The sequence below is a fragment of the Variovorax robiniae genome (genome assembly GCF_037889955.1).
Lineage (GTDB): Bacteria > Pseudomonadota > Gammaproteobacteria > Burkholderiales > Burkholderiaceae_C > Variovorax > Variovorax robiniae.
In genome coordinates this window covers 180,762-207,517 of the sequence record NZ_JBBKZS010000007.1, presented here as the reverse complement: position 1 = coordinate 207,517, position 26,756 = coordinate 180,762, and the positions used below count along the sequence as shown (strand labels likewise).

Genomic DNA, 26,756 nt, shown 5'->3' with positions numbered 1-26,756 from the left:
TGCATCCGTAGGGATCGGAATCAGGTGCGGGCACGCGGCGGCGCCACTGCAGCGCCTTCGATGCCATGCCGCCGCAAGGCGTCTGCGACGAAGCCGGAGGCCTTCATCTCCTCGATGAATCCGCTGAGCCACGCCTGCGCGGCGGTGCGGCCCTTGGGCACACCCATGGCCTGTTCGATCACCATGAAGCGGCCCGGCAGCAGGCGCACATTGCCCACGCGCTTCGCGTCGGCTTCCAACTGTTGCTTCACGCCGGCAGCGACATCCAGGTTCTGCGCGATGAAGAGGTCGGTGACGGCAGGCGAGGTCGCCGCGCGCACCAGCGTGGCGGACTTGATCTCGCGCGTGAGGAACAGGTCGTAGGCGCTGCCCCGGCCCACGGCGATGCGCGTGCCGGCGCGGTCCACATCCTCGTTGCGGCGCAGCGAGGATTCGTTGCGCACCAGGTAGGCGCCTTCGATGATCACGTAGGGCGCGGTGTAGTCCATGTCGGCACCGCGGACCGGGTCGATCGCGACGAAGGCCAGGTCGACCGTGCGTGACTTGACCGCGTCGACGACGTTGCCTGCGGAGTTGAACTGCACCAGCTCGACAGGCAGGCCGAGCCGCCGCGCGGCCTCGCGCGCGAGGTCCACCGACACGCCGCGCGGCTCGCCGTCCGCGCCGCGGTTGGCGAGGATCGGGTTGCCGAAGTTGATGGCCGCGCGCAGCTTGCCTGTGCTGCCGAGTTCGGCGATGGCGCCTGCGCGCGGGTCGGGTTGCGTGGCCGCACAGCCGGCCAGCACGAGTGCGGTTGCGGCGCAGAAAGTGCGGCGGCTGCCGATGAAGCCGTCAGGCGAGTCGTGGCGTTTCGTCATTCCTGTTTCCATGGCGCTACGGCCTCGCCAGTGTGGTCAAGCCGTGCACATCCTGCGCATCACCCAGCGTCCAGCAGGCCTTCAACAATTCATTGCTCCTCTGCGCACCCAGGAGCGCATCGGACAAGCCGTGGAACTTGCGCTCCAGGTCCGCATCGCTCATCGGTCGTTGCAGGGAGCCGATGGCATGCTCCACGAACACATGCTCGCGACGCCCATCGACAAGCACCGCCGTCACATCCGCACTCGCCTCGTCGATGCCGTCGTCCACCGTGGCCACCACCTTGCGGCGCAATGCGACCACGTCGGCGCGAGTCACGATGTCATCCGCAAACTCCTCCTCCGCCGCGCGGCCGAAGATCAGGCCCGCCGCGCAGCCGTGGTAGACGCTGAACTTGCCCTGCAAGCCATCGGCCGGCTCCTTCTTGCCGGTGAGTTCCAGCACCAGCGAATGCACCTTGAGCTCGATGCGCTCGACCTGCCCGGGTGCGATGCCGCGCTCGCGTAACTGCACGCAAGCATCGATGCTGGGATGGATCACGATGCCGCAGGCAAAGGGCTTGTAGCTGTTGAACGAAATCTCGAAGCGCTCGCCCAGTTCATCGGTCACTTCGTTCCACGCATGCTTCGGCGACACCACCTGTGCCCAGCCGCGCGGTGCTTCGAGCGCCTTCGGGCTGGCGGTGTAGCCGTGCTTCGCCATCAACGCGGCCATCAGGCCGGCACGCGCCGCCCCGCCCGGATGGAAGGGCTTGGTCATGGTGCCGAACTGTTCCCGCAGCCCGACCGGTTGCGATGCCGCGATACCCAGCGCCATGGCGGTGCGCTCCGCGTCAAGGCCGAGCAGGCGCGCGCAACCGGCCGCCGCGCCGAGCATGCCGGTGGTGCCCGTGATGTGCCAGCCGCGGTCGTAGTGGTCCGGGTAGACCGTGTTGCCGAGGCGGCAAGCCACGTCGATGCCCAGCACCAGCGCGTCGATCACCGCGCGTCCGCTCGCGCCCGTGTGTTCCGCCAAGGCCAGCAACGCCGAGGCCACCGGCCCGGCCGGATGGATGATGGTCTTGAGGTGCGTGTCGTCGAAGTCGAAGGTGTGCGAGCTGATGCCGTTGAGCATGGCAGCGCTGGCCATGTCGACCTTGTCCGCGCGGCCGAGCAGGGTGGCTTGCGGCGCGGGTTGAAGCTCGCGCACCGCGGCCAGTGCGGCCTCGACCGCTTCATGCTTCGCGGCGCCGACCGCGCAGCCCAGCCAGTTGAGGAAGGTGCGATGCGCTTCGTGGTCGACCGCATCGCTCCAGCCGCGTGAGGGATGGTTGGCGGCGAACTCGGCCAGGATGCGCGTGATGGGCGGGGCGTTGTGGTCTGCAGCGACCTGCGTGTTGCGTGCCATGTGTGAAGGGTCCCTTCAGTTCTCGAGCACGATGTTGCGTTCGCGTGCCAGTTGGGTCCAGCGCGCGAGGTCGGCGCGGATGTATTCGCCGAATTCCTTCGAGGTCATCGGCATCGGTTGCACCGCCTCGACGGCCAGCTTGTCGGCCAGGTCGGGCGCCTTGAGCACAGCATTGAGCGTGTCGTTCAATTGGCCCACCACGTCGGCCGGAATGCCAGCCGGGCCGACCACGCCATACCACTGCATCGCGTCGAAGCCGGGCAGGCCGAGTTCCTCCAGTGTCGGCACGTCCTTGATCTGCGGATGCCGCTCCTTGCCGGTCACCGCCAGCGCGCGCACGCGGCCCGACTTGATGTACTGCATGGCCGCGGCCAGGCCAGGGAACATCGCCTGCGTCTGTCCGCCGAGCAGGTCGGTGAAGGCCGGCGCGATGCCGCGGTAAGGCACGTGCGTCATCTCCAGGCCGGTCTGCCCCTTGAACAGTTCCATTGTCAGGTGCGTGAGCGAGCCCTGGCCGGCCGAGCCGTAGCTGAGCTTGCCGGGGTTGGCCTTGGCATGCGCGATGAACTGCGAGAAGTCCTTCGCCGGCACGTCCACGTTGATGACCAGCACGTTGGGCGTCCCGCCGATCATGCCGATGGGCGTGAAGTCCTTGACCGGGTCGTAGGGCACCTTTCGCGTGGCCGGGCTCGTGCCATGCGTGGCGACGTAGCCCTGCATGAGCGTGTAGCCGTCCGCCGGCGCGCGCGCCGTGGTCTGCGATGCGATCACCCCGCCGCCACCGCCCTGGTTGTCCACCACGAAGGGCTGGTTCAGCAGCTTGCCCCAGCGCTCCGTCACCGTGCGGCCCACCATGTCGCTGCCGCCGCCGGCCGAGACCGGCACGATGTAGCGGATGGGCCGGGCCGGGAAAGGCTGGGCGCGGGCGAGGCCATGGAGCCCGAGCAGGGCTGAGGGCAGTGCGAAGTTGAAGGCACGGCGTTGCATGGAATGTCTCCTTGGCTCGACGAATGCGGCGGGTCCGGCGTTCAGTTGCGGGTGCGTTGCAGCCGGTCGTAAGCGTCGCCGACATGGCGCGCCATCAGTTCCTCGCAGCGTGCGATGTCGCCCTTGCGCAGGGCCCGCGCGATCTTCGTGTGATCCGCGATGGAGGCGCGCATGCCGGTGTCCTGGGACAGGTTCTTCAGCCGCGACAGGTGCAGCTTCTGCACGATGCCCTGGTAGGTGGCGGCCAGCGCATGGTTGCCGGCGGCCTCGACGATGGCCCAGTGGAAGTGCAGGTTCTCGCGGTAGTAGCGCTGCACGTCGTGCGCCGCGAAGGCTTCGTTCATGACGACGATCGACGCGTCGAGCGCATCGGCCAACGCGATGCGCGCGGCAGTCTCCAGCCGCGCCGCGCGCCGGCCGGCATAGCCGTCGAGCAGCCCGCGCATCTCGTACAGCTCGCGCACTTCCTCCTCGTCCGGCTCGCGCACGAACACGCCTGCATGCTTGCGCGCGACCACCAGGCCGGTGCTCTCCAGTTCACGCAATGCCTCGCGCACCGGCACGCGCGAGATGCCCAGGCGCGCCGCGACGTCGGGCTCGTTGATGCGCTGGCCCGGCTGCAATTCGCCGCGCAGGATCATCGCCAGCATGTCGTCGCGCACCAGCTTGGCCAGCGGGATGTCGCGCACCGTGGAGAGGTGGTCGGCCGCCGGAGCGGAGAGCCAGGGCATCATGGGGAAGTCCTTTGTACGTGGAATATCGTATACGACATACCAAAGCGGGCCCAGTACCTGCACATCGGGGAAAGTACCCGGGCGGGTGGTCGAGACCTTCGTTGAACCTCATCGCGGCCGGGCCGGGCCGGTGCGAGGCGCAGCAAACCTGACGAATTGGTCAGGAAGGCGCGACGCATTTCGGGGTCTGCGTGCATTGAAAGCGTTGCCCGAAGTGGCTAGGCTCTCGAAGTTCCCGCGCCGAAGATCCCTCAAGTTCACTCCAAAGGATGAACCCCATGAGCACTGAAGCCACGTTGGAAGCGCTGCGGCCCCATGCCGATGAATTCATCGCCATCCGGCGCGACATCCACCATCATCCCGAGCTGTCCTTCAAGGAACAGCGCACCAGCGACCTGGTCGCCGAGCGCCTGGAGGCATGGGGCTACAGCGTGGAGCGCGGCCTCGGCGGCACGGGCCTGGTGGGCCAGTTGAAACGCGGCAGCGGCACCCGCTCGATCGGCCTGCGCGCCGACATGGATGCGCTGCCGATCAAGGAAGAGACCGGCCTCAAGTACGCGAGCCGCAATGCCGGCGTGATGCATGCCTGCGGCCACGATGGCCACACCGCCATGCTGCTCGGTGCCGCGAGGTCGCTGGCGGAGCGCGCGCAGTTCAATGGCACGCTGAACCTGATCTTCCAGCCTGCCGAGGAATACGGCACCCGCGAGAGCGGCGCCATGCGCATGATGGACGACGGCCTGTTCGAGAAGTACCCTTGCGACGCCATCTTCGCCATGCACAACATGCCCGGACATCCGCAGGGCAAGCTGGTGTTCCGCGACGGCCCGATGATGGCCTCGTCCGACAAGGTCTTCATCACGCTGAACGGCCGCGGCGGCCATGCCGCGATGCCGCACCGCGCGGCCGATCCGCTGGTGGCCGCGGCCAGCCTGGTGATGGCTTTGCAGACCGTGGTCTCGCGCAACGTCGATCCGCAGCAGACCGCGGTCGTCACCGTGGGCATGCTGCAGTCGGGCATCGCCAACAACGTGATCCCGCAAAGCGCGCGGCTGGCCCTGAGCGTGCGCGCGCTGGAGCAGAGCGTGCGCGACCTGCTGCAGAAGCGGATCACCGAACTCACCCAGGCGCAGGCGCAGAGCTTCGGCGTCACGGCGGAGATCGACTACCAGCGCGGCTACTCGGCGCTGGTCAACACGCTCGCCGAAACCGAGTTCGCGCGGCGCGTCGGCATCGAACTGGTGGGGGCAGAGCACGTCACGCTGCATGGCCCGGCGCTCACCGGCAGCGAAGACTTCGCCTTCATGCTCGAGAAGCGCCCGGGCTGCTACCTGCTGATCGGCAACGGTGACGGCGACAGTGCCGGCGCCTGCATGGTGCACAACCCGGCCTACGACTTCAACGACGACAACGTCGTGATCGGCGCGGCCTACTGGACCCGCCTGGCCGAGCGCTACCTGAGCAATGCGCCGCTGGCCGCCTGAACGGTTCTTCCGGCCCCGCGAGGGCAACGTCCACTACAACAGAAAGAGGGCGACATGAGCACCACACCACAGGAAACAGCGGTCTGGCGACACGCCGCCACCGACGTGTACAGCGGCGGTGCCGCCCCGCGCACCGAGCGCGTCTCGCGCAGCATCGTCGCCGCGACGGTCGCCGGCAACGCGATGGAGTTCTACGACTTCACCACCTATGCCTTCTTCGCGGTCTACATCGGCAAGACCTTCTTCCCCGCGTCCACGCCGCTGATGAGTCTGCTGCTGTCGGTGGCGGTGTTCGGCGTCGGCTTCGTCACGCGGCCGATCGGCGGTGTGCTGATTGGAGCCTTTGCCGACCGCGCCGGCCGCAAGCCCGCGATGCTGCTGACCATCGCGCTCATCACGATCGGCACGTTGGGCCTGGCGCTGACACCGTCCTATGCAAGCATCGGCATGGCCGCACCGATCATCGTGGTGCTGTGCCGGCTGGTGCAGGGGCTTGCGCTTGGGGGCGAGGTCGGACCGTCCACGGCCTTCCTCATCGAGATCGCGCCCAAGGGCCAGCGCGGCCTCTATGGCAGCTGGCAACTCGCCAGCCAGGGCCTCGCCGCGCTGGTCGCCGGGACCATCGGCGTGGCATTGACGCTTTCGTTGTCACAGGAGCAGATGCTGGCCTGGGGCTGGCGCGTGCCTTTCATCCTGGGCCTGCTGCTGATCCCGATCGCCATCTACTTGCGCCGCCGCATGCCGGAGACGCTGGAGCATGGCCCCGTTGAAACGACCGCCGGCGCGAAGCGCGAGGGCCTTGGCAGCTACACGAAGCTCATCCTGCTCGGCATCCTGGTCGTGATGGGCGGCACCGTGTCCACCTACGTCGGCAACTACATGACGACCTATGCGATCTCGACGCTGAAGCTGTCGCCCGTGATCGGCATGACCGCGACCGTCGTGTTCGGGCTCGCGACCTTCGTCTTTTCGCTGGTGGGCGGCTGGCTGGCCGATCGCTACGGCCGCCGCTGGATCATGGTGATCCCGCGCGTGGCGCTGGCGCTGCTGACCTACCCGGCCTTCATGCTGCTGATCGAGCACACCAGCTTCACCAACCTGCTGCTCGTGACCACGCTGCTGGGCGGCATGACGGCCATCAGCGGTGCGGCATCGCTCGTGATCGTCCCGGAACTGTTGCCCAACCACCTGCGTGCGCTGGGCATGTCGATTGCCTACGCAGTGGGCGTGTCGCTGTTCGGCGGCACCACGCAGTTCATCATCACCTGGCTGATCGGCGCGACTGGCAACCCCGCGGCGCCGGCCTGGTATGTGACCGGCACCAGCATCGTCTGCGTGCTGGCGATGCTGGCCTTGCCGGAGACGCGCAGCAAGACGCTGGAGCGTTGAGTCGCCGGCAGCAGGCGATGGCCGTGTGCGGAGGTGGGGCTAGGCGCTGACCCGGCCGGTCACCCGCGCCCACAGCGCACGCAGCCGTCGCGCGCGATCCTCGAAGAGGTACGAGCCCACGAGCGAGAGCAGCCCCGACACGATGCCCGTGAGCACGGCTTCAAGGTGAAAGCCGCCATAGTGGTTCTCGTGCGCAAAGGTGTCGCCGAGCGTCGTCAGCAGGCCCACGAGCAGCGCGGTGCCGTATCGGTTGCCATAGAGCCTGCCCACGGGCGTAAAGGTCAGCAGCAAGGCGAGAATGCCGGTGATCAGGCCCGTCTGCAATGCGGTCGCCCAATGCGGCAGGCTCAGGAGATTGCCGAGGCTTCCCGGCATGCAGGTCATGCAGGCGCTGGTGGGCTGCCAGAAGCGCTGGAAGAACAGGACCACGCGGCGCTTCCAGGAGATGGGGTTCATGGCGATCCTTTCTGCGGGACATTGTGAATCTGCCTGGCGAGTACGTCACGCAAGACGTTTTGGATGCACGCGCCTAGACTCCGCTTTCATGAACCCACTGAACCCCACCACCATCGAGAGCTGGCATGCGCATGTCTACTTCGATGGGCAGTCGCGTGATGCTGCATGGGCGTTGCGCGAGACCATCGAGAAGGAACTGGCCGGGCGCATGGAGATGGGCCGTTTCCATGAGAAGCCGGTGGGCCCGCATCCGATGTGGAGCTACCAGTTGGCCATCCCCGCGGCCGACTTTCCCCATGTCATCGGCTGGCTTGCGCTGAACCACGGCGCGCTGGACGTGTTCGTACATCCGAACACCGGCGACGAGTTGCGCGACCATCGGGACCGCGCGATCTGGCTGGGCAAGTCCTATGCGCTGAACCTGGCGATTTTCATGGGCTGACCGCCCTCGGATGCCGGCACGTGCCGGCGGATCAACTTTCGTCGTCCTTCTCGTCGTCGATGCTTGCGCTCCAGCGCGTTCCCCAGCCCCCGCCCTTGGCGTCGTCGAGTTGCCGCCGATCCCGCTTCGTGGGCCGTCCTTGCTCCAGGCTGTGTGCGGGCTCGGTGCCCATGCGCCGCAACTCCCGCGCCGCGGCCTGGGCGGCGATGCTCTCCGGCGTCTCTTCATAGAGCTTCTGCGCGACCGGCGCCGGCCCACGCATCCCGCTGAGGCCGAGCACATTCACCACCCGCGTGACTGCCCCCTGGCGCAGCGTGACCAGGTCGCCGACCTTCACCTCGCGCGAGGCCTTGGCAATGTCGCCATTCACCTGCACGCGGTGCTTGCCGATTTCGTCCGCAGCCAGCGAGCGCGTCTTGTAGAAGCGTGCGGCCCAGAGCCATTTGTCGATGCGGAGTCTGTCCATCAGGACGGATTGTCCAGCGGAAGCCAGGCCCATGCCGTCAAACCGACGACCTGTTCATTGATTTCCCTGTTGTCCAGTGAAATCCGCCCGCCCAGCGCCAGCACGATCTCGCGGCAGATCGCCAGCCCGAGCCCGGAGCCGCGCGTCACGTCGCCCGCTGCAAAGGGTGCGAACAGGCGCTGCCGCAGTTCCGCCGAGATGCCCGGGCCGTCGTCCTGCACCCGCAGGCAGACGCCCGCATCCTCGTGCCGCAGCGCGACCAGCAGCCGCCCGCCGCGCGGGCTGTGCTTGATGGCGTTGTGCAGCAGGTTGCGCGTAAGCTCCTGCAGCATCCAGAGGTGCGCGCGCACCGGCGACGGCACCTCCTCGAATTCGAAATCCAGCGCCTTGTCGGCGATCAACGGCGACACATCCAATGCCACTTCGCGCGCCATGTCGGCCCAGTCGATGCGCGTCGACTCCGGTTGCTGGCGCAGTTGCTCGACCTTGGCCAGCGAAAGCATCTGGTTGGCCAGCGCGGTCGCACGCTCGACAGTCTCGTTGATCTCGCGCAAGGCCTCGTCGGGCGGCATGTCGCCGCGACGGGCCGATTGCACCTGCGCCTTCAGCACCGCGAGCGGGGTACGCAGTTGATGCGCGCTGTCGCGCACGAATCGCTTCTGGTGGTCGAGCAGCCGTTGCAGCCGCCCCATGACCTCGGTGGTGGCATCGATCAGCGGACGCAGTTCGCGCGGTGCATCGGGCGCATCGATGGGCGACAGGTCGCTTTCCGATCGTGCCTCCAGTTCCGCGCTGAGCCGGCGCACCGGGCGCGTCGCGCGCTGCACCACCAGCACCACCACGGCCGCGATCACCGCCATCAGCAACAGTTGCCGCCAGAGCGTGTCGAGCAGGATGCGCCGCGCCAACGTCTGGCGCAGCTCCAGCGTCTCGGCCACCTGGACGACGGCCATGCCTCGGCCACGTTCGCTGGCCACCGGGTTCAGCAGCACGGCCACGCGCACAGGCTCGCCGTGCACGGTGGCATCGTAGAAGTCGACCAGCGCTGCATAGGCCGGGCGCGGCGGAATCTTGCCGTGCCAGAACGGCAGGTCGTCGAAGCCCGACACCATCGCGCCCGACAGGTGCGACACCCGATAGAAGATGCGGCTCTGGTTGTCGGCCTCGAAGGCTTCCAGCGCGGAGTAGGGCACCTTCGCGCGCAACTCGGCCTTGTCGTCGTAGCCTTCGACGTCGAGTTGCTCGCCGATGGTCTTGGCCGATGCCAGCAGCGTGCGGTCGTAGGCCAGCGTGGCGGCGGCCAGGCTCTGCTTGTAGAGACTGATCGAGTTGATGACGATGAACAGGCCGATCGGCGCGAGGATGCCGATCAGCAAGGTGCGGCGCAGCGAGGTGGCGCGTTTCATCCTTCTTCGCGCAGCAGGTAGCCGAGGCCGCGCAAGGTCATCAGCGCCGTGCCGGTGCCGGCCAGCTTCTTGCGCAGGCGATAGACCACGACTTCGATGGCCTCGTACTGCACTTCGGTCTCGCCGGGGAAGACCAGTTCGAAAAGGCGCTCCTTGGTCACGGCATGGCCGGGCTTGGCCATCAGCGCAGTGAGCAACGCCAGTTCGCGCGGGGTGAGTTCCATCACCTCGCTTCGGTTGTAGATGGCGCCGCTGTCGGCCTCGAAGCGCAGCGCGCCCACCTGTTGCGAACGCACCCCGTCGTCTGCGCCCATTCCCTGGTTGCGGCGGCGCAGCGCGCGCAGGCGGGCCTCCAGCTCATCCAGGTCGAAGGGTTTGGGCAGATAGTCGTCGGCGCCCGAGTTCAGACCCATGATGCGGTCGCCCACGGTGCCGCGCGCGGTCAGCAGCAGCACGGGGGTGCGAAGCCCCGCCGCGCGCGCCTGTGCCAGCACTTGCAGGCCGTCCAGGTTGGGCAGGCTGAGGTCCAGCGCGACCACGTCGGGCTCCAGTTCGCGCCACTGCGCGACTGCCAGTGCGCCGTCCCCGCAGAGACGCACGTCGATGCGGCGCCGGGCCAGCGCGCGCTGCAGCGTGGCTTGCATCGATGGGTCATCCTCGACCAGAAGGAGTTTCATGCCAGCATTGGGCGCGATCAGATGCCCTGCCGAGGTTCAGTGTTTTCCCCAAGGTGCCGGACAGCAAACTGACAGCAAGGCGGCGCATGATAGCCAGTCAGCTACCCGTCAGAACCACAGCCACAGGAGACTTCCTCATATGCGTCGCGATACCTTTCTGAAATCCCTTGCAGCACTGGCCGCCACCGGTGCCTTGCCCTTGTCGGCCTGGGCTGCGGCCAACGTCAAGATGATGATCCCCGCCAACCCCGGCGGCGGCTGGGACACCACCGGCCGTGCGCTCGGCAAGGCCATGTCGGATGGAAAGCTGGCCGACACCGTCACTTATGACAACAAGGGCGGCGCTGCCGGCGCACTGGGCCTGGCCCAGTTCGTCAACGGCTCAAAGGGCGACCCGAACGCGCTGATGGTGATGGGCTCCGTCATGCTCGGCGGCATCATCACCGGCAAGCCGCCGGTCAAGCTGGAGCAGGCCACGCCGCTGGCACGCCTGACCACCGAATACAACGTGTTCGTGCTGCCGGCCAACTCGCCGCTGAAGTCCATGGCCGACGTGGTCGCGCAGCTCAAGAAGGACCCGGGCAGCGTCAAGTGGGGCGGCGGTTCGCGCGGCTCCACCGAACACATCGCCGCGGCCATGATCGCGCAGAAGGTCGGCGCCGATCCTTCCAAGATCAACTATGTCGCCTTCCGTGGCGGCGGCGAAGCGACTGCGGCCATCCTGGGCGGCAACGTCACGGTGGGCGGCAGCGGCTACAGCGAGTTCGCGCCCTACATCGCCGACGGCAAGATGAAGGCCATCGCCGTCACCTCGGCGCAGCGCCTGCCCGGCATCAACGTGCCCACGCTGAAGGAACAGGGCATCGATGTCGAGATCGGCAACTGGCGCGGCGTGTACGGCGCGCCGGGCATCACGCCGGAGCAGCGCAAGGCGCTGACCGACCTGGTGCTGGCCGCACTGAAGACGCCGTCGTGGGCCGATGCGCTCAAGAAGAACGACTGGACGCCGGCCGTCATCTCCGGAGATGCGTTCGCGAAGTTCGTGGACGACGACTTCGCGAGCCTGCGGGCCATCATGACCAAATCCGGCATGGTGTAGAAGGCGCGAATATTCCTACTGCGGACGCCGATCTCGGGCCTGCGGTGCTCACTGCACGGGAGTGCAGTTCCGCTCCTCGACCCGACCTCGGCGCCCTCGCTACGGAATCTTCACGCCTTCTACCCGCCCCAGCGTGTTTCTGGACGGGGCGCGCACGCCCTGAATTCGGGATTCTTGGAACAGAAAAATGACTACATCGGATAACGCGGTGGAAACGCCATCCGCGGCCCTTTGGCCGCAGACCCTGGTCGGGGTCGGCGTGTTGTTGACGGGCCTGCTGCTCGCGATGGGCGCGGTCGATATCTCGTCCGAGGCCGGCTATGGCGGCGTCGGTCCCAACTTCCTGCCGTGGCTGGTGTCGATCATGCTCACGATCTGCGGCGCCTGGATCATCTGGGAGGCACGCACCGGCGGCTTTCGCGAGCTGGACGCCCCTTCTTCGGATGACGCGCCGGCCTATTGGCCCGGCTTCGTCTGGGTGTCGGCCGGCCTGCTGCTCAACGCCGCGCTCATCACCACGCTGGGCTTCATCCTGAGCTGCACGATGACCTATGTGCTGGCCGTGCAGGGCCTGCGCCGCGCCAACGGGCAGGCGGCGGCCAACCAGCCGCGGATGTGGCTCATCGATGCCCTGACAGGTTTCCTGATCTCGGCGCCGGTGTACTGGGCCTTCACCAAGTTCCTGGCCATCAACCTGCCCGGACTCACCAACACCGGCTGGATCTGAACATGGACATCTTCAACGCCCTCATGCACGGGTTCGCGCTGGCGATCACCCCTGCCAACCTGCTCTGGTGCCTGGTCGGTTGTGCGCTCGGTACGGCCGTCGGCGTGCTGCCCGGCATCGGCCCGGCGGTCGCGGTGGCCATGCTGCTGCCGATCACGGCCAAGGTCGAGGTCACGGCCTCGATGATCTTCTTCTCCGGCATCTACTACGGCGCGATGTACGGCGGCTCGACCACCTCCATCCTGCTCAACACGCCCGGGGAAACGGCCAGCATGGTGACGGCCATGGAGGGCAACAAGATGGCCAAGAGCGGGAGGGCGGGCGCGGCGCTCGCCACCGCGGCCATCGGTTCCTTCGTGGCGGGTTCCATCGCCACCGTCATCGTCACCCTGTTCGCGCCCTTCGTCGCGGAGTTCGCGGTCAAGCTCGGGCCGCCGGAATATTTCCTGCTGATGCTGCTGGCCTTCACCACGGTGAGCGCGGTGCTCGGCAAGAGCACCTTGCGCGGCATGACGGCGCTGTTCCTCGGCCTGGCGGCGGGTTGCGTCGGCCTCGACCAGATCTCCGGCCAGGGCCGCTACACCGGCGGCGTGCCGGAACTGCTGGACGGCATCGAGATCGTGCTGGTCGCAGTCGGCCTGTTCGCCGTGGCGGAAGTGCTCTATGCCGTGCTCTACGAAGGCAAGCTCGTCGAAGGGCAGAACAAGCTGAGCCGCGTGCACATGAGCGGGAGTGACTGGAAGCGATCGATCCCGGCCTGGCTGCGCGGCACGGCCATCGGCACGCCCTTCGGCTGCATCCCGGCGGGCGGTACCGAGATCCCGACCTTCCTGAGCTATGCCACGGAAAAGAAGCTCGCCAAGCCGGAGCACAAGAAGGACTTCGGCACCACCGGCGCCATCGAAGGCGTGGCCGGTCCCGAGGCCGCGAACAACGCCACGGTGACGGCAGCGCTGATCCCCTTGCTCACGCTCGGCATCCCGACCAGCAACACCACGGCCATCCTGCTCGGCGCCTTCCAGAACTACGGCATCCAGCCGGGGCCGCAACTGTTCACCACCTCGGCCGCACTGGTCTGGGCGCTGATCGCCTCGCTCTACATCGGCAACGTGATGCTGCTGGTGCTGAACCTGCCAATGGTGGGCCTGTGGGTCAAGCTGCTGAAGATCCCCAAGCCGCAGCTCTATGCCGGCATCCTGATCTTCGCGACGGTGGGCGCCTACGGCATGCGCCAGAGCTCCTTCGACCTGTTCCTGCTCTACGGCATCGGCATCCTGGGCGTGTTGATGCGGCGCTTCGACTTCCCGACCGCACCGGTGGTGGTCGGCATGATCCTGGGCCCGCTGGCCGAGGCGCAACTGCGCAACGCGATGTCGATCGGCGAGGGCAGCGCGGTGGTGTTCTTCCAGCGGCCGATGTCGATTGCGCTGGTCATCATCGTGCTTGCCGTGCTGATCCTGCCTCGCCTGGCCAAGCGTCTCGGCGAGCGCAAGGCGCGGGCGGCGCTGGCTTCCTCCTAAGCGCGATTCGGCGAATTTGCGGCGGCGCTATCGCAGCGCCGCCGCAATGCGTTCCGCGATGCGGGCCATGCCCCAGTCATGCGGATGCGCATTGACCGCAGGGTTGGCGAACTGGGGTCCCTGGCGGTCCTGGCTGGACGGATCGGCATGGATGTCGCCGATGTCGATGTAGCGGCCACCGCGTGAGGTGCATTGCTGCCGGATCACGGCGTCGGTCGCGGGATTGCGCCACCAGGTCGAGAGGCACACCAGACGAAGCCCACGCCCTGCCGACGCCAGCAGCTTCCCATAGGCTTCGGTGAAGGCCCCCAGCTTGGCAGCCTGCACGTTGTCCCCCAACTCGACGACCACCAAAGTCGAGGCGTCGACGAGTGGACCCACCTCGGCAATGCGCCCCGCATTGGCCACGGGGTCAAGCTCAAGGCTGGAAAAGCTCAAGATCGACACCGGCAGCTTCAGCGCCGCGCCAGTAAGGTGCGCGTAGTCACGGGCCTGTGCGGATGCCGCCATGCCCCAGTGGTTCGGCCATTCCAGTTCCTTGCTCGCGGGGTGGAGCGTCAGGCTGTTGCCGATGAACGTGATGCGCGTGGCCTTGGCCGTGGGTGCAGCGGGCGGTGCGGCCTGTGCGGTGCCGCTGGTGGATGAGAGCCCCTGGCAGGTGGCGAGGCCGATCACCACGGCCAGTTTGGCGAAGAATTTCATTCAGTTTTCGTTGCGGGCCGATGCAGTGCGCCTGAGCGCCATGGCCGGCTTTTCGATGAGGTGCCACGACAGCATCGCGAGCACCAGCGTCACGATGATGGCTATACCGGTCAATGTCCACGTCGAAACCTCTGGAAGCAAGGCGGCAGTGCATTGCTGGACCGGGAATGCATAGACATACATGCCGTAGGAATAGTCGCCGACCCGGTTGTAGGCGCGAATGCCGCGCGTGCCGCCGGGCCTGTTGGCACTGCCAGGGACAAAGGCCAGGTACATCAGGACGTAGGGATGGGCGAGTCGATAGACCACCTCGAAAGCCTGTGGCGCGACGGCCGCGCCGACAGCCATCGCGACGCAGGCCATCAAGGCCCAGCGGCCCTGGATCCGCAACCGGTCACGGTAAACCCAGCAGGCCGCGCCGGAGAAGAACATCGCCCCGAGCCGGGGCGCGTCATTGGTTGAGGTTGTTGTCGCGGCCCCTCGAGAGTTGCAGGAGGCTGTCGGATCGCGGGGGCGCCGGAGCCGCCAGGGTCATCGCAAGTCCTTCGCGAAGTGCGCCCGATAGGCCGCCACCATCACCTGCGCCGACGCATGCCAGTTGAATTTCGCCGCCTGCGAAATGCCTCGTTCGATGGCGCGTGATCGCGCCACCTGGTTCGACAGCAGCGTTGATATGGCCGCTGCGATGGCGGTGGGAAAGTTGGGGTCGGCGGTCAGTGCGGCATCACCGGCGACCTCCGGCAGCGAAGTGGTGCTCGACGTCACCACCGGCACCCCGCTGGCCATCGCCTCCGCGACCGGCATGCCGAAGCCTTCGGCGAAGGTCGGGTAGACGAACACCGCCGCATGGCGCAGCAGCGCGGGCAGGCCGTGGTCCGGCACCTTCTCCATGAAGCGCACATCCTGCTCCAGTCCCAGCGTCCGCACCGCGTCGAAGATGGGTTCACTGTGGAAGTCGCGCTGTCCGATGATCACCAGCGGCATCCTCGGCCCGGGGAGCAGGGCGTAGGCGCGCAGCAGGTTCAGGTGGTTCTTGCGCGGCTCCAGCCGGCCGACGGTGCAGAGGTAGCCGCCGGGTTCCAGTCCTGCACTCCGCACATAGTCGGCGCCCTCGGCCCCCGGATGGAAGCGCGCGGTGTCGATGCCATTGGTGGTGATGGCGATGCGCGCCGGGTCGATGTCGTAGAGCCGCGCGATCTCGCCGCGCGAGAACTCGCTCACGGTGAAGAGCAGGCTGGCATGGCGCACGGCGATCATGCTGGTCACCCGCGACATGCGCACGAAGTTGGGCGTGAAATACTGCGGATGCGTCTCGAACAGCGTGTCGTGGATGGTGCAGGCGCAGGGGCCGAGCCGCAGGAAGGGCAGGCGGTACTGCATGTGCAGCAGGTCGATCCGGTGCTTGCGTTGCAGCAGCGCGAGTTGCCAGCCGAGCCGCACCATGCCGCCGGCGTGCGGCACCTCGATCAGTTCGACATTCGGCGCATGGAACACCGGGTATTCCGCACGCAGCCGCGCGGCGTTGCCCAGCAGGAAGACGAAGTCGATCTCGGGCGCCTGCACGATCGCTTCCTGGTAGACGCCGAGGATGTGGCTGCGGCTGCCCTGGAAGATGCCGTCGAAGGTGTGGAAGTCCACGCCGACGCGCGGGCGGGGAGAAGTGGGAGTCATGAGCTGCGGAGGTCCACGGTGATGAGCGCCACGCTGTGCGGGGGCAGGCGGGCGCCGAGTTTCTGGTTGGCGGAGCCTTCGAGCACCGACTCGCTGCGCGCGAGCATGTCCGGCTTGTCGCCGGCATCAAAGACGTCGGTGGTGGACAGGAGGCTCATGCGCGCTTGCACGGCACGCACGTTGCCGAATGCGAACTGGCCCTGGGCCGCGCGCCGGGGGTCCTTGTTGATGACGAGCAGGCGCAAGGCCGTGCGGCTGCCGCTCGCGTCGGAGCGCGTGGCCAGCACTTCGACCAGCGGCATGGCATCGACCGCTTCCACCTGCCCGATGCTCGCGACGCGCACGGTTTCCGCCTGCACGACGGCCGGGATGCGCTGCCCCTGGAGCGCCTCGCGCATCAATTGCAGCACCTGGAAGGCAGGCCTCGGAAACGCGCCCGCATGGATCGCGCCGAACAGCCCGTTGGCCGACAGCGACCAGTAGTTCGCCAGCAGGAAGTCGGGCGTCTCGGCGAACACACGCAACACATCGGCCAGGAAGATGGCGCCTGCGGGCGCGCTGGTCCACTTGTCCGACGGGCCCCGGCCCAGGCTGAACAGCGCGCTGTACTCGGTCACGGCCAACGGCAGCTTCTGCTTCGGCCGCAGTTCGCCGAGGAGTTGCCGCATGATGCCGAAGTCGCGTTTCACGGTGAGTGCGCCCGCGGCGGCGCCCCAGTACAACTCGGCCGGCGACATGCCGCGCTTGTAGCCGAAGGGCATGTAGGCGTTGTGCAGGCACACGTAGTCGAAGCGCTCGGTCACGATGCCCAGCACAGTGCGTGTGAAGCCTGGGTAGGGCGTGACCGGCAGGCCGGCGCGCTGGTCGGTGGTCAGCGGCAGGCCGATGACGATGTCGGGGTCGAAGGCGCGCATGGCCCGGATGAAGGCGTTGACGCGCCTTGCGAATTCCGGCGGCGGCAGGTTGACGTCGTTGCGCGACTCTTCCTTGAGGTAGGGCTCGTTGCCGAGCTCCCAGTACACGACGCGCGGCAGCTTGCGGCCGGTGACGCGCGAAGTCATGCGCGCCACGTTGGTGGCGCTCACCCAGCGCGCGGCTTCCTCGGGCGTGCCGGTGACGATGTTGACGGTGATCAGCGCCTGCGCGTCGACCGCCTCGCATAGTTCGAGGAAGCGCTGCGTGTCCATCAGCATGCGCTGGCGCTCGCGACTGAAGACGTGTTCGTTGACCGGCGCTTCCCAATGGAACAGGTCCGAGAAGGTGCCGCCCGGATAGCGCAGCACGGTCGGGCCGAGTCGGCGCGCCATCGCGAGCATCTCGGGGGCGAAGGCGCCGTCGTCCTTCACCATGTTGTCGCCGCCATAGACCCAGCCGACGTTGCTGCCGAGCACGCGGCGATTCACCGGCGTGCCCGCCGCCCGCGCATCGATCGTCACGTTGAAGGCATGCGGTTCGCCGCCGGCGGTAAACGTCGCCCTTTCCGAGCCCCCGGGGCCAGGCTCCGCCCGGCACGACGACTGCAGCAGCAAGCCGCCAGCGCCGACCGCCAGCGTCGACCCCGCGAGCCACGCGCGCCGCGTCAGTTGGTGCGCAGGATGGCCCATGCGCGCCGCATCATGTCCTGGCTCGACCGGGCCCTGCGGTCGAAGTCACCATCGGGCCGCAACAGGTTGGCCAGGTGGTACATCAGCCATCGCAAGCCGAAGCCGCAGACGGTGATGAGGTCGTACACGCGCAGGCCCCGGCCGCCGCGCATCTGCCGGTAGAACTGGCGCGGCCCCTTGAGCGAGGACAGCAGCACGTCGCCTTGCTGCTTCTTCATGCTCGCGCCCTGGTAGTGGATGATCGACACCTTCGGGCTGTAGACCACCCGGCCGCCCGCGAGCTTGAGGCGGTGGCAGAGCTCCATGTCCTCGCCGTACATGAAGTACTCGGTGTTGAACAGGCGCCCGCCAAGCTTGCTGGCGCGCAGCATCATGCAGGCGCCGGAGACCCAATCCACGTCGATGTCTTCGCCCACGTCATGGTCCAGGTAGAGCGGCAGCGGCCGCCATGCGGCGGGCAGCAGGCGGTCGAGGAAGAAGTTGTGCGTCATCAGGTTCAGCAGGCGCGGATAGGCGCCGCCGGTCCAGCGTTGCAGCGTGCCGTCGGCATTGAGCAGGCGGCAGCCGATCACCGCCACGTCGGGCTGGGTGTCCATGGCCTTGACCAGGTCGGCGATGGCATTGGGTTCCACCACCGTGTCGGGGTTCAGCAGCAGCACATAGGGTGCGACGCAGTCCTCCAGCACCTGGTTGTTGGCGCGGCCGAAGCCGACGTTGTCGACGTTGGCCACCAACTGCACTTGCGGGAAGCTGTCGCGGACCATCGCGGTGCTGCCGTCGGCCGAGGCGTTGTCGACGACGATCACCTGCATCGCGTCGGCCGCGAGGCCTCCCTGTTCGTAGACCGACTGGAGGCATGCATGCAGCAGTTCGCGCACGTTCCAGTTGACGATGATGATGCTGACCAGCGGTGGGTTCATGTCTTGTCCTGATGCATGGGAGGGGTGGGGCTGGCGCCGCCGCGGATGACGCGGGGCCGGTCCCAGAGGACGAGCCCGCCATCGGGCACGTCGAAGGTGACCAGCGCGCCCGGGCCGACGTGCACGCCGTCGCCGATGCGCACCGGGCCGAGCACGTTCGCGCCGTAGGCCAGCACGACGTCGTCGCCGATGACCGGATAGCCCGGGCCGCCGCCGATGTCGTCCATGGCCATGCCGCCGCCGATGGCGCTGCAGCCATTGATGGTGACGCGCGCTCCGAGCTTGCCGAACACGTTCACGCAGGTGGCGTGCGCGATGAGCGCCGAGGGGCCGATGGAAGTGGTGGGCGGAATCTCGGCGCGCGTGAGGTACAGGGCGAACAGCGACACCATGCGCGGCAGGCTGGTCCATCCCTTGAGGTAGAGGCAGCGCGAGATGCGATGGAACAGCAGCGCCTGGAAGCCCGGCAGGCAGAAGAAGTAGAGGCGATGCGCCCACGAGTTGGGGACTTGCAGGTGTTGCGCGATGCGATCCAGGTCGGTGCCGATGAGCCGGCGCGTTTCGCGCCAGCCGAGGCGTTCGGGGGCGAGCGAGACCAGGCCCGTTGCTGCGCTCATGGGTTTGCCCCCGATGTCTCATCCCCGCGCGTGGCGAGCGTGACGCGCGACAGCGGCGCGGCCACGAAGGCGCCAGCCGGGATGTCGCGCATGACCGCGGCGCCAGGGCCGAGCCGCGCACCATCGCCGACATGGACCGGCCCGAGCACCATCGACTTGATGGCCATGACCACGTTGTCGCCAATCACCGGCAGGCCAGGTCCGCCGCCGATGTCCTGGCTGTCGAAGCCGCCGCCCGTGCCGCCATCGCCCATCAGCGTGAAGTTGCGGCCGATGCGCCCGCAGAGCACGATCGGGAAGTGCCCGATCAGGCAGCCGGGGCCGATCGACGTGGCGGGCGCGATGTCCACTCGCGTGACGTACTGGCTGAACAGGTACATCAGGTTGGCCAGGGTGCGCCAGCCGCGCAGGTAGGCATGGCGGTAGAGGCGGTAGAGGAAGATGCCCTGGAAGGACGGCAGCAGGAACAGGAACGCCTTCTTTGGCAGCGTCACGTTGTGACCCATCAGTGGCGTGAAGCGAGCGAAGTCCAGCCGGATGCACGCGCGCGTCTCGGCCCAGCGCATCGGAGCGTCTTTCGGCGGCATGGCAGTAGAGTGATTCATCGCGAAGTCAGGCCTGTCGTGACGTTCAGGCGCGCGCCCTGGCGCGCTGGTGCCGATGCCGGTCCATCACGTCGAGGTAGAAGCGCTCCTGCGCGTCGGCCACCGCGCTCCAGTCCCATCGCCGCGCGAACTCGCGCGAGCCTTCGCCGAGCCCGGCGAGGTTGGCCAAGGGCGCATGAAGCAGCACGCGCATCGCCGCCGCATAGGCGTCGACATCGAAGGCCTTCACGCGGGGGCTGAACGGCGAGGCCACCTCGTTCATCGGCGCGATGTCCCAGATCACCGTTTGCCGCGCGGCGGCGTTGGCCTCCGCGATGGTCATGCCGAAGGTCTCGGTCCGCGAGGGCATCACCACGAACCGGCATCCCTCCAGCAGCAGTAATCGCTCGGCCGCATTGAAGGGCCCGGTGATGCGGACCCAGCGCCGCAGGTCATGGCGGTCGATGAGTTGCTGCAGTTCCTGCGGTTCCTGCACAGTGCCGGCCAGCGTGAGGACTTCGCGTTCGGATTCGGGGATCTGCGCGTAGGCGGCGAGCAGCAGGTCGATGCCCTTGGCCCGGATCTCGATGCGGCCGAGGAACAGGATGCCCATGCCCGGCAGCGGATCGGTCTCGAACAGGGCATCGTCCACGCCGTTCGCGATCACGCGGCAGTTGGCCTTGGGATGCCGGGTCTCGATGAAGGTCCGCATCGCCTCGGTCAGCACGACGAAGTTGTCGTAGAGCCGCACGCCGTACTCCTCGCCCCAGTGGAACGGCAGCTTGAGCCGGCGCGTGTAGGCGCGCGCGAAGAACCACTGAACCGAGGCAATCAGCGGGCGGTCGCGGTGACGGAACAGCGGCGTGTACGTGGCCGACGACGGCGGCATGAAGTCTTCCACCAGCAGGTCGTGGTCGAAGCGCCGCACGGCGCGGGGCAGCGAGGCGAGGTAGGTGATGTGGTGCGACGAGCCGTGGTTGCGGATCTTGCGGCCCAGCCGCACGTAGCGGATGCCGCTGCGGTGCATCTCGGGCGTCGAGCCCGCGAAGGTCGGCGTGAGCACGGTGATCTCGTGCCGCAGCGCGAGGCGCTTGTAGATCTCGTAGGTCCGGATGGGACCGCCGCCCGACAACGGGTTGCCCATGTCGTCCGGATCGAGGTGGAGGATTCGCATGAGGGGAGGGGTTCTTCAGGTCGGGTTGCGGCTGGTCAGCAGCACGAGGTCGGCGCGCAGCGTGCGCCACGGATGACGGCCCAAGGTGCCCAGCAGGATGACCGTCGCTGCGTAGGCGGCGGGCGCGGCCATCGCGGCCGCGAGCGCGCCATGCGGGAGCGTGAAAGCCATGGCGGCCACGCCGGCCGCGCAGCCGACCACCAGGCGTGCGATATGAAGCCAGGGCGCGGGCATGCCGAGTTCCCGCACCGCCCAGCGCAGGCGCCACATCACGCGGACGGTCAGGCCGATGACCACGGAAGCCGCCGCTCCCGTAGGTCCGAAGCTGGGCACCAGCGCAACCAGTGCCAGCACCAGCGCCACGAGTCCGAAAGTCAGCGCGCGCAAGTCATGCTTCTGCGCGCTCGCCGCCAGCATCGTGGACGACAGGATCACGTCCACCATCATGATGGCCGCGGCAAAGATCAGCCAACGCAGGCCGGCCGCGGCGCTGGCCATGTCGGGGCGGTAGAGCAGGTCGATCACCGGCTGCGCGAACGCCGCGCCCACCAGCGCGATGCCGAGGCCCAGCAGCAGCCCGATGTGCACCGACAGGCCGAGCGTGGTGCGGAACTGCTCGCGCGCCGACACGAACTGCCGCGACAGCGTGGGCAGCACCACCAGCGCGGTGACCGTCGGCAGCATCTGCGCCGCGTCGTAGAGCCGCGAGCCGGCCGAATAGGTGGCCACGTCATGCAGCCCGCGCAGGTGCGACAGCGTCAGCACGTCGAGCCGTGACACCAGCGCCGCGACCACCGCGATGCTGAAGAACACCGGCACCTCGGACCAATTGCGCTTCTGCAGTTGCCAGGTCCACGCGCCGACACGCGGAAAGGGCATCATCGAATGCAGGGCATAGAGCAGTGCCGCCACGAAGCGCAGCACCAGGAAGACGGTGAACACGCCGACCAGCCCATAACCGAGCCAGACGCACACGATCGCGAGTACGGTCCGCAGCAGCGCCTCGATGAAATAAAGCCGCGCCACGTCGGCCACGCGCTCCTGCGCAAGCAGCCCGGCTTCGGCCACGATGGTCCAGGCAGTTGGCAGCAGCGACAGCGCGACCAGGCCGAAGGACAGCGCGATGTCGCCGCTGTACGAGACATGGCCCCATGCCGCGACCACCAGCGCCAGCACCACGCTGACGGGCGCGGCAAAGGCGAAGGCGTTGGTAGTCTCCACCGGCAGGCTGTCCGGCGTGGTCGCGACCCGCCGCATCAGCGGCACCGTCAGGCCCAGCAAGGGCAACAACTGCACCATCAGGAAGACGTTCATCAGCAGCGAGAAGCCGCCCAGCGCCTCGGTGCCGAGCAGCCGCGACAGCGCCCAGAACAGCCCGTAGTTGAGGGCAGCCGTCGCGAGCCGCGAACCCATGGCCGAGCCCAGCGCCACCAGGAACTTGCCGCGTTTCACGCCGCGCGCTCCCGTTTGGCGAGCAGGGTCAGCGCCTGCAATACGCCGGCGGCCAGCCAGAACAGGTAGACCCTGATGTCGGCGTAGTAATTGTCGGAGTTGAAGAACAGCGCCTCGCCGACGACCGCCGCCGACAGGCCGATTGCGATGGCGAAGGTGCCATGGTCCTGCCAGCGCGACAGCGGCCAGGGCAGGCGCACGAAGCGCCACAGCAGGTACACGAACAGCAGCATCGCCGGGATGCCCAGTTCCGCTGCGACGAGCAGGAAATGGTTGTGTACGACCAGCTGGTGCAACGCGTGTTGGTAGTCGGCAGTGACGGTGGCGAACAGCGGCGTCGCGTATTCGAACGCCGCGCGGTTGTAGTCGCCGAATCCCACGCCCGCGAATGGATTGGCCTTGATGATGGTGAAGGCCATGTCCGCCAGCAGCACGCGAGATTCGAGCGCGCGGTTGTCAGGCGCAGTGAGGCGCAGCAGGATCGTTGGGTAGACGGTCACCGCCACGAATGCGCACACGACGACGGCCAACAGGATGAGCCCGAGCCGCGAGCGGCTGATCAGCCCCTTGCGGACATACACCGCGACGATGACGCAGGTGGCGAGCGCGGTGCTGGCCCATCCGCCGCGCGACAGGGTCACCAGCAAGGTCATGATCCCGCCCGCGGTCGCCACGATGGCCAGCCACCAGGCCGCCAGGGGAATGCGCGCCGGCCCGAGCAGGCACAACGCGATGGCCGGCGGCAGCACGACAACCAGGTAGTGCGCGAGCGAATTGGGGTGGTTCATGAACCCCGAAGGCCGATACGTCGTCACGCCCTTGCCGAAGTCGACGGTCGCGCCAAAGGAAAGCCCCTTGGAGCCAGGCAGCGTCAGGGGCAACTGGGTGATGGTTTGCAGAGAGACGAAGAGGATCGTCAGGAACAGCACCGCGAGAGAGGCCTTGACCACCAGCCGCAGGTCCGCGGTGTCCTGGATGGCGTGCGAGGCGACGTAGAAGCCGATCACCGCGAGCGAATAGGACGCGGCGCTGCCCAGCGACAGCAGCCCTTGCGCCGCGCCGAAGCTGCGGATCCAGATGTACACCATGAAGCCCATGGCCAGCCAGTCGAGCCCTGTCATGGGCGGCCAGCGCCGCTCCAGCAGCGCCCGACGGCCCAGCCAGGCGACCAGAAGCACCAGCAGCGCCATGTGCGAAAGCGTCAGGTACAGGCCCGGCGAGAAATAGGGGCCGGCGGGGTAATACAGCGACGTCAGCGGCGAGATGACCGCCTTGCTGATGTCGACGGGCGCCAGGAAGAACACCGCGGCCAGCAGCGGACGCCGCACCTGCCGCGTGGCCAGCGCGTAGACGGCCGCCGCCATGACGCCCAGTCCAGCCACCTGCACGCCCGTCGAGGGTGCGCCCAGCAACACCGCCATGCCGATCCCGCCCAGCAACACGCCGGCCGCGAGGAGGATGCACTCGAAGCTCGATGTGGCGCGGACCTGCCAGGTGTTCAATCGCCGCCGATCCACGAAGGAAGCGGTTGCGGCGCGCGATTCAGCACCACGCCAGTGATATCGCTGGGCGCGATGGCTGCATCGCTCAATGCGCGCCGGACCTTCTGCGGCGAGGTCCGGGCCGAGTCGACCACCAGCAGCACAGCGTCGACGCGCGTCAAGAGCGCGCCGCAATTCGCGAGCACCGGACCGTCGATCAGGCTGAGCTGGAAGCGCGTACGCAGCGCCGTGATGCCCGCCGTCACTGCGGCTGCGTTGTAGAGCTCGTCGGGCCGCTGCTCCTGCGAGACGGGGATGTAGAACAGGTGCGGCGTCCGGGTGGCATGGACCGATGTGTCGACCAGCTTGGTACCCATGGTCGCATCGACGAAGCCGGTGGAGACCAGGCCGATGTCGCCGAGGGTGGACTGGGCCGATTCATGGGCGAGCATGCGTGACACGAAACTCTTGCCTTCACCAGCCGTTGCGCTGGTCACCAGCACGACGTTCCCGCCGTGATTGCGCGGCGGCAGTTTTTCCAGCATGGCCAGCGTGAGGCGGGCTGCCAGTAACGAATCAGGATTTTTCATTCGAGGGGCGCGTCCGGCGGCGTCTTACGGGGTGGTGCTGGCAGGCTTGTCGGTGAAGGTGGGCAGGGCGCCCAGCATGGGCGTGCCCAGCAGGCGCTCGACCTCGCGGCGGCCGCGCATGCGCGGGCGAAGGAACTGCTTCAAGGTGGCCAGGAACAGGCCCAGCAGCAGACCGGCGAATGGGCCGGCCAGCGCGATGAGCTTCTTCCGACGCGCGTCGCGCGTGTCGGGCGCGCTCGGCGGGTCGACCACGATGCGGCCGTCGAGTGCCGCCGGCGTGAGCTGCATGTAGATGTCGATCTGGTCGAGCTTGCGGCGCAGTTCCACATAACGGTCCAATGCCAGCGAGCGCTGCCGCTCCAGCCGGTTGAAGGCGGCCGCGTTGGTGGCGGTCGAGCGCACCTGCGAGGCGAGGCGGGCGCGGATGTCGGCGACGCGCTGCTTCAGCTTCTTGACGCCGTCAGCCTCGTCGGTGAAGGTCTGGCGGAGTTCGTCGAGTTGGCCCTGCAGTTCGAGGTACTGCGTGACCAGTTGCGCGTTCGCTGTTTCATTGGCACCGCGGCCGCTTTCGCGACGCGTGCCCACGGCGCCTGTGGCCGCGCCAGCCAACGTGGCCGATGCGGTGAGGTCGTTGTCGTGGCTCTCGCGGATGGCCAACTGCACCATCGCGTCCTCTGCGCTCTTGAGTTCCGCCTGCGCCGATTCGATCTGCGACTTCAGCAGGTTGGTCGTGGCCGTGCCGAGGCGCCGGTTCTGTTGCGTGCTGACGCGCAGGTAGGCGTCGAGCATTCCGGCGAGCGCGCGCTGGGCGAGTTCGGGGTCGGTGCTGGCGAGGCTGACTTCGAGCACGTTGGACGTGGTCTCCGCCGTCTTGGAACGCACCGGCTCGATGCTCATGCTGGCCAGCATGTCGTCGGCGATCCGGCCCTGCCGGGTGGCGGCGTCGGTCTTCTCCGGGGTACCCAACGCGGGAAAGATCTCCATGACGATCGACCGGGCGCTGGCGATGGGCGAGATCGGGAGTTGCGAAGCCTGGACGCCGAGCTTGTCGACCACTTCGATGGCGTTGGTGCGGTTGAGCACCAGCGCCATCTCGGTCTCGATCTTGCGGCTGACCGGCTCGGCCAACTGGGATTCGCGATAAGCCGCGATGCCCGACAGGAACGACGGCGTGCCGATCTGGTCGATCTGCACCAACATCCGCGCAGTGGACGTGTAGACGGGCACTTGCGCGAAATACAGGCCCAGCGCGAGTGCCGAGACCAGCACGACGCAGGTCGCGATCAACCGGCAGTTGCGCCAAAGCATGCCCGCGATTTCGCCGGGCGAGATGAGGGTCGAGGAAGCGGAAGGACGGTCTGGGAACAGGGGAGTGGTACCGGGCATTTGAGCGTGTGTTCTTGTGTTCAGCGCCTGCCGACGTTGTCGTAGTTCAGGGCGATCGAGCCGTTCTTCAGGAAGGGCACGAGGTTGTAGACGTACTGGTTCAGCTTGTCGGCCGCGATGGCAACGCCGGACTTGGGCAGCATCACCACGTCGAAGGGGCGCAGCAGGATGTCGCGATCGGGCGAGCGCAGCGCGTCGGCGGTGAAGCCGGTGCTGACGACTTCGAGGGTGTTGTCCTGGCGGCGGCGCAACAGCATCAAGGCCGATGGGTCGCCGCTGGGCAGTTGGCCGCCCGCCTCGACCATCGCCTGGACCAGCGACAGGCCGGGCCGGAACGGCAGCGTGCCGGGCTTGGCCACCTCGCCGCCGACGAAGACCTGCGGTGCCTGGTAGCTGCGGATCACGATGGTCGGCTTCAGCCCGAACAAGCCGGCGCGGCCCACGCCATTGGCCGTGCGCACGCTTTGCGAGTTGACCGTGCGCACGATCACCGCGACGTCGGGGTTGCGCACATAGGTGGCATAACGGGCGCGCAGGTCTTGCGCGAGCTCTTCGGGCGAGCGGCCTTCGGCGCGCACCATGCCCACCAATTGAAGCTGGATCTTGCCGTCGGGCCGCAGGCGCACCACGTCGTTGAGCACCTTGGCGAAGGGGAACTTGATCTCGAGTTCATCGTTCGGGCGCAACAGGTATTCGCGGTTCGGCGCTTCGCCAGCAAGCTTGTCGAGTCGCGCGCGCAAGTCCTTCTGCACCTCGTCGACGGTGCGGTCCTGGAAGCGCACCACGCCCATGAGCGGCAGGCTCACGTTGCCGTCGGGCAGCACGCGCAGCGACTGGTCGAGTTGCGGCGCGTCCGGCACGCGCAGGTCGAATTCGTCGCCGGGCTCGAAGGTGTAGCCGGCATCGGGTTGCGGCGCGCCGGCGGCTGTCGTCGCCATCGCCAT

The 26,756-nt window shown here is 67.6% G+C and carries 27 protein-coding genes; 6 read left to right on the top strand and 21 right to left on the bottom strand.

Annotated features, from left to right (window positions below):
* Positions 1-20 precede the first annotated feature (20 nt).
* Genes WKW79_RS18330 through WKW79_RS18315 form a run of 4 tightly spaced genes read right to left on the bottom strand, consistent with a single transcriptional unit; the run spans position 21 to position 3,965 of the window.
* The gene (locus tag WKW79_RS18330) at positions 21-857 is read right to left on the bottom strand and encodes an ABC transporter substrate-binding protein (RefSeq protein ID WP_340336605.1); all 837 of its coding nucleotides are present in this window, start codon (positions 855-857) and stop codon (positions 21-23) included.
* A 16-nt stretch (positions 858-873) separates the two neighbouring features.
* On the bottom strand, positions 874-2,244 hold the full coding sequence (locus tag WKW79_RS18325) for an MmgE/PrpD family protein (RefSeq protein ID WP_340336604.1): 1,371 nt from the start codon (positions 2,242-2,244) through the stop codon (positions 874-876).
* A gap of 15 nt (positions 2,245-2,259) precedes the next feature.
* Positions 2,260-3,231, bottom strand: coding sequence for a Bug family tripartite tricarboxylate transporter substrate binding protein (locus WKW79_RS18320; RefSeq protein ID WP_340336603.1), 972 nt, complete (start codon positions 3,229-3,231; stop codon positions 2,260-2,262).
* Between the two features lie 41 nt (positions 3,232-3,272).
* Entirely contained in the window at positions 3,273-3,965 is a 693-nt protein-coding gene (locus WKW79_RS18315; protein ID WP_340336602.1) for a GntR family transcriptional regulator, read from the bottom strand.
* A 278-nt stretch (positions 3,966-4,243) separates the two neighbouring features.
* Here WKW79_RS18315 and WKW79_RS18310 point away from each other — a divergent pair, with 278 nt between their 5' ends.
* On the top strand, positions 4,244-5,449 hold the full coding sequence (locus WKW79_RS18310) for a M20 aminoacylase family protein (protein WP_340336601.1): 1,206 nt from the start codon (positions 4,244-4,246) through the stop codon (positions 5,447-5,449).
* Positions 5,450-5,503: 54 nt separating this feature from the next.
* Positions 5,504-6,838, top strand: a complete 1,335-nt coding sequence (locus WKW79_RS18305) for an MFS transporter (protein WP_340336600.1) — start codon at positions 5,504-5,506, stop codon at positions 6,836-6,838.
* Positions 6,839-6,877: 39 nt separating this feature from the next.
* Here WKW79_RS18305 and WKW79_RS18300 read toward each other — a convergent pair whose 3' ends face one another.
* The gene (locus tag WKW79_RS18300; protein ID WP_340336599.1) at positions 6,878-7,294 is read right to left on the bottom strand and encodes a hypothetical protein; all 417 of its coding nucleotides are present in this window, start codon (positions 7,292-7,294) and stop codon (positions 6,878-6,880) included.
* Positions 7,295-7,382: 88 nt separating this feature from the next.
* Between WKW79_RS18300 and WKW79_RS18295 the strand changes: the two genes are divergently transcribed.
* Positions 7,383-7,736 (top strand): DOPA 4,5-dioxygenase family protein, encoded by a 354-nt coding sequence (locus tag WKW79_RS18295; RefSeq protein ID WP_340336598.1) that lies wholly within the window; start codon positions 7,383-7,385, stop codon positions 7,734-7,736.
* Positions 7,737-7,767: 31 nt separating this feature from the next.
* On the opposite strand, the gene WKW79_RS18290 is transcribed toward WKW79_RS18295, so the two are convergent.
* The 3 genes from WKW79_RS18290 to WKW79_RS18280 are packed head-to-tail and all read right to left on the bottom strand — an operon-like array spanning position 7,768 to position 10,285.
* Complete coding sequence (locus WKW79_RS18290) at positions 7,768-8,202, bottom strand: RNA-binding S4 domain-containing protein (RefSeq protein ID WP_340336597.1); 435 nt, start codon at positions 8,200-8,202, stop codon at positions 7,768-7,770.
* Complete coding sequence (locus tag WKW79_RS18285) at positions 8,202-9,608, bottom strand: sensor histidine kinase (RefSeq protein WP_340336596.1); 1,407 nt, start codon at positions 9,606-9,608, stop codon at positions 8,202-8,204. The genes WKW79_RS18290 and WKW79_RS18285 overlap by 1 nt, the downstream gene beginning before the upstream one ends.
* On the bottom strand, positions 9,605-10,285 hold the full coding sequence (locus WKW79_RS18280) for a response regulator (RefSeq protein WP_340336595.1): 681 nt from the start codon (positions 10,283-10,285) through the stop codon (positions 9,605-9,607). The genes WKW79_RS18285 and WKW79_RS18280 overlap by 4 nt, the downstream gene beginning before the upstream one ends.
* Before the next feature lie 139 nt (positions 10,286-10,424).
* On the opposite strand from WKW79_RS18280, the gene WKW79_RS18275 reads away from it, so the two are divergent.
* The 3 genes from WKW79_RS18275 to WKW79_RS18265 all read left to right on the top strand — a co-directional run bounded on the left by WKW79_RS18275 (position 10,425) and on the right by WKW79_RS18265 (position 13,631).
* Positions 10,425-11,384, top strand: a complete 960-nt coding sequence (locus WKW79_RS18275; RefSeq protein WP_340336594.1) for a Bug family tripartite tricarboxylate transporter substrate binding protein — start codon at positions 10,425-10,427, stop codon at positions 11,382-11,384.
* 187 nt (positions 11,385-11,571) lie between these two features.
* The gene (locus WKW79_RS18270; RefSeq protein ID WP_340336593.1) at positions 11,572-12,111 is read left to right on the top strand and encodes a tripartite tricarboxylate transporter TctB family protein; all 540 of its coding nucleotides are present in this window, start codon (positions 11,572-11,574) and stop codon (positions 12,109-12,111) included.
* 2 nt (positions 12,112-12,113) lie between these two features.
* Entirely contained in the window at positions 12,114-13,631 is a 1,518-nt protein-coding gene (locus WKW79_RS18265) for a tripartite tricarboxylate transporter permease (protein ID WP_340336592.1), read from the top strand.
* A 27-nt stretch (positions 13,632-13,658) separates the two neighbouring features.
* On the opposite strand, the gene WKW79_RS18260 is transcribed toward WKW79_RS18265, so the two are convergent.
* From WKW79_RS18260 to WKW79_RS18200, 13 genes are all read right to left on the bottom strand, one after another.
* Positions 13,659-14,333, bottom strand: coding sequence for a hypothetical protein (locus WKW79_RS18260; RefSeq protein WP_340336591.1), 675 nt, complete (start codon positions 14,331-14,333; stop codon positions 13,659-13,661).
* On the bottom strand, positions 14,334-14,765 hold the full coding sequence (locus tag WKW79_RS18255) for an acyltransferase family protein (RefSeq protein ID WP_340336590.1): 432 nt from the start codon (positions 14,763-14,765) through the stop codon (positions 14,334-14,336).
* Between the two features lie 99 nt (positions 14,766-14,864).
* On the bottom strand, positions 14,865-16,004 hold the full coding sequence (locus tag WKW79_RS18250) for a glycosyltransferase family 4 protein (RefSeq protein ID WP_340336589.1): 1,140 nt from the start codon (positions 16,002-16,004) through the stop codon (positions 14,865-14,867).
* Positions 16,001-17,608, bottom strand: coding sequence for a hypothetical protein (locus WKW79_RS18245; protein WP_340336588.1), 1,608 nt, complete (start codon positions 17,606-17,608; stop codon positions 16,001-16,003). The genes WKW79_RS18250 and WKW79_RS18245 overlap by 4 nt, the downstream gene beginning before the upstream one ends.
* Positions 17,584-18,528: a glycosyltransferase family 2 protein gene (locus WKW79_RS18240; RefSeq protein WP_340336587.1), complete on the bottom strand. Its 945-nt coding sequence runs from the start codon at positions 18,526-18,528 to the stop codon at positions 17,584-17,586. Before WKW79_RS18240 ends, WKW79_RS18245 begins: the two co-directional genes overlap by 25 nt.
* A complete protein-coding gene (locus WKW79_RS18235) occupies positions 18,525-19,145 on the bottom strand; it encodes a serine O-acetyltransferase (protein WP_340336586.1) in 621 nt (206 codons plus the stop codon). Before WKW79_RS18235 ends, WKW79_RS18240 begins: the two co-directional genes overlap by 4 nt.
* A complete protein-coding gene (locus WKW79_RS18230) occupies positions 19,142-19,750 on the bottom strand; it encodes a serine O-acetyltransferase (RefSeq protein WP_340336585.1) in 609 nt (202 codons plus the stop codon). The genes WKW79_RS18235 and WKW79_RS18230 overlap by 4 nt, the downstream gene beginning before the upstream one ends.
* A gap of 25 nt (positions 19,751-19,775) precedes the next feature.
* Complete coding sequence (locus WKW79_RS18225; RefSeq protein WP_340336584.1) at positions 19,776-20,903, bottom strand: glycosyltransferase family 4 protein; 1,128 nt, start codon at positions 20,901-20,903, stop codon at positions 19,776-19,778.
* 15 nt (positions 20,904-20,918) lie between these two features.
* Positions 20,919-22,355 (bottom strand): oligosaccharide flippase family protein, encoded by a 1,437-nt coding sequence (locus tag WKW79_RS18220; protein WP_340336583.1) that lies wholly within the window; start codon positions 22,353-22,355, stop codon positions 20,919-20,921.
* Complete coding sequence (locus WKW79_RS18215; protein ID WP_340336582.1) at positions 22,352-23,857, bottom strand: O-antigen ligase family protein; 1,506 nt, start codon at positions 23,855-23,857, stop codon at positions 22,352-22,354. Before WKW79_RS18215 ends, WKW79_RS18220 begins: the two co-directional genes overlap by 4 nt.
* Positions 23,854-24,426: a P-loop NTPase family protein gene (locus WKW79_RS18210; protein WP_340336581.1), complete on the bottom strand. Its 573-nt coding sequence runs from the start codon at positions 24,424-24,426 to the stop codon at positions 23,854-23,856. Before WKW79_RS18210 ends, WKW79_RS18215 begins: the two co-directional genes overlap by 4 nt.
* Positions 24,427-24,450: 24 nt before the next feature.
* Positions 24,451-25,812, bottom strand: coding sequence for a GumC family protein (locus WKW79_RS18205; protein WP_340336580.1), 1,362 nt, complete (start codon positions 25,810-25,812; stop codon positions 24,451-24,453).
* A 20-nt stretch (positions 25,813-25,832) separates the two neighbouring features.
* Positions 25,833-26,750, bottom strand: coding sequence for a polysaccharide biosynthesis/export family protein (locus WKW79_RS18200; protein ID WP_340336579.1), 918 nt, complete (start codon positions 26,748-26,750; stop codon positions 25,833-25,835).
* Between the last annotated feature and the right edge of the window lie 6 nt (positions 26,751-26,756).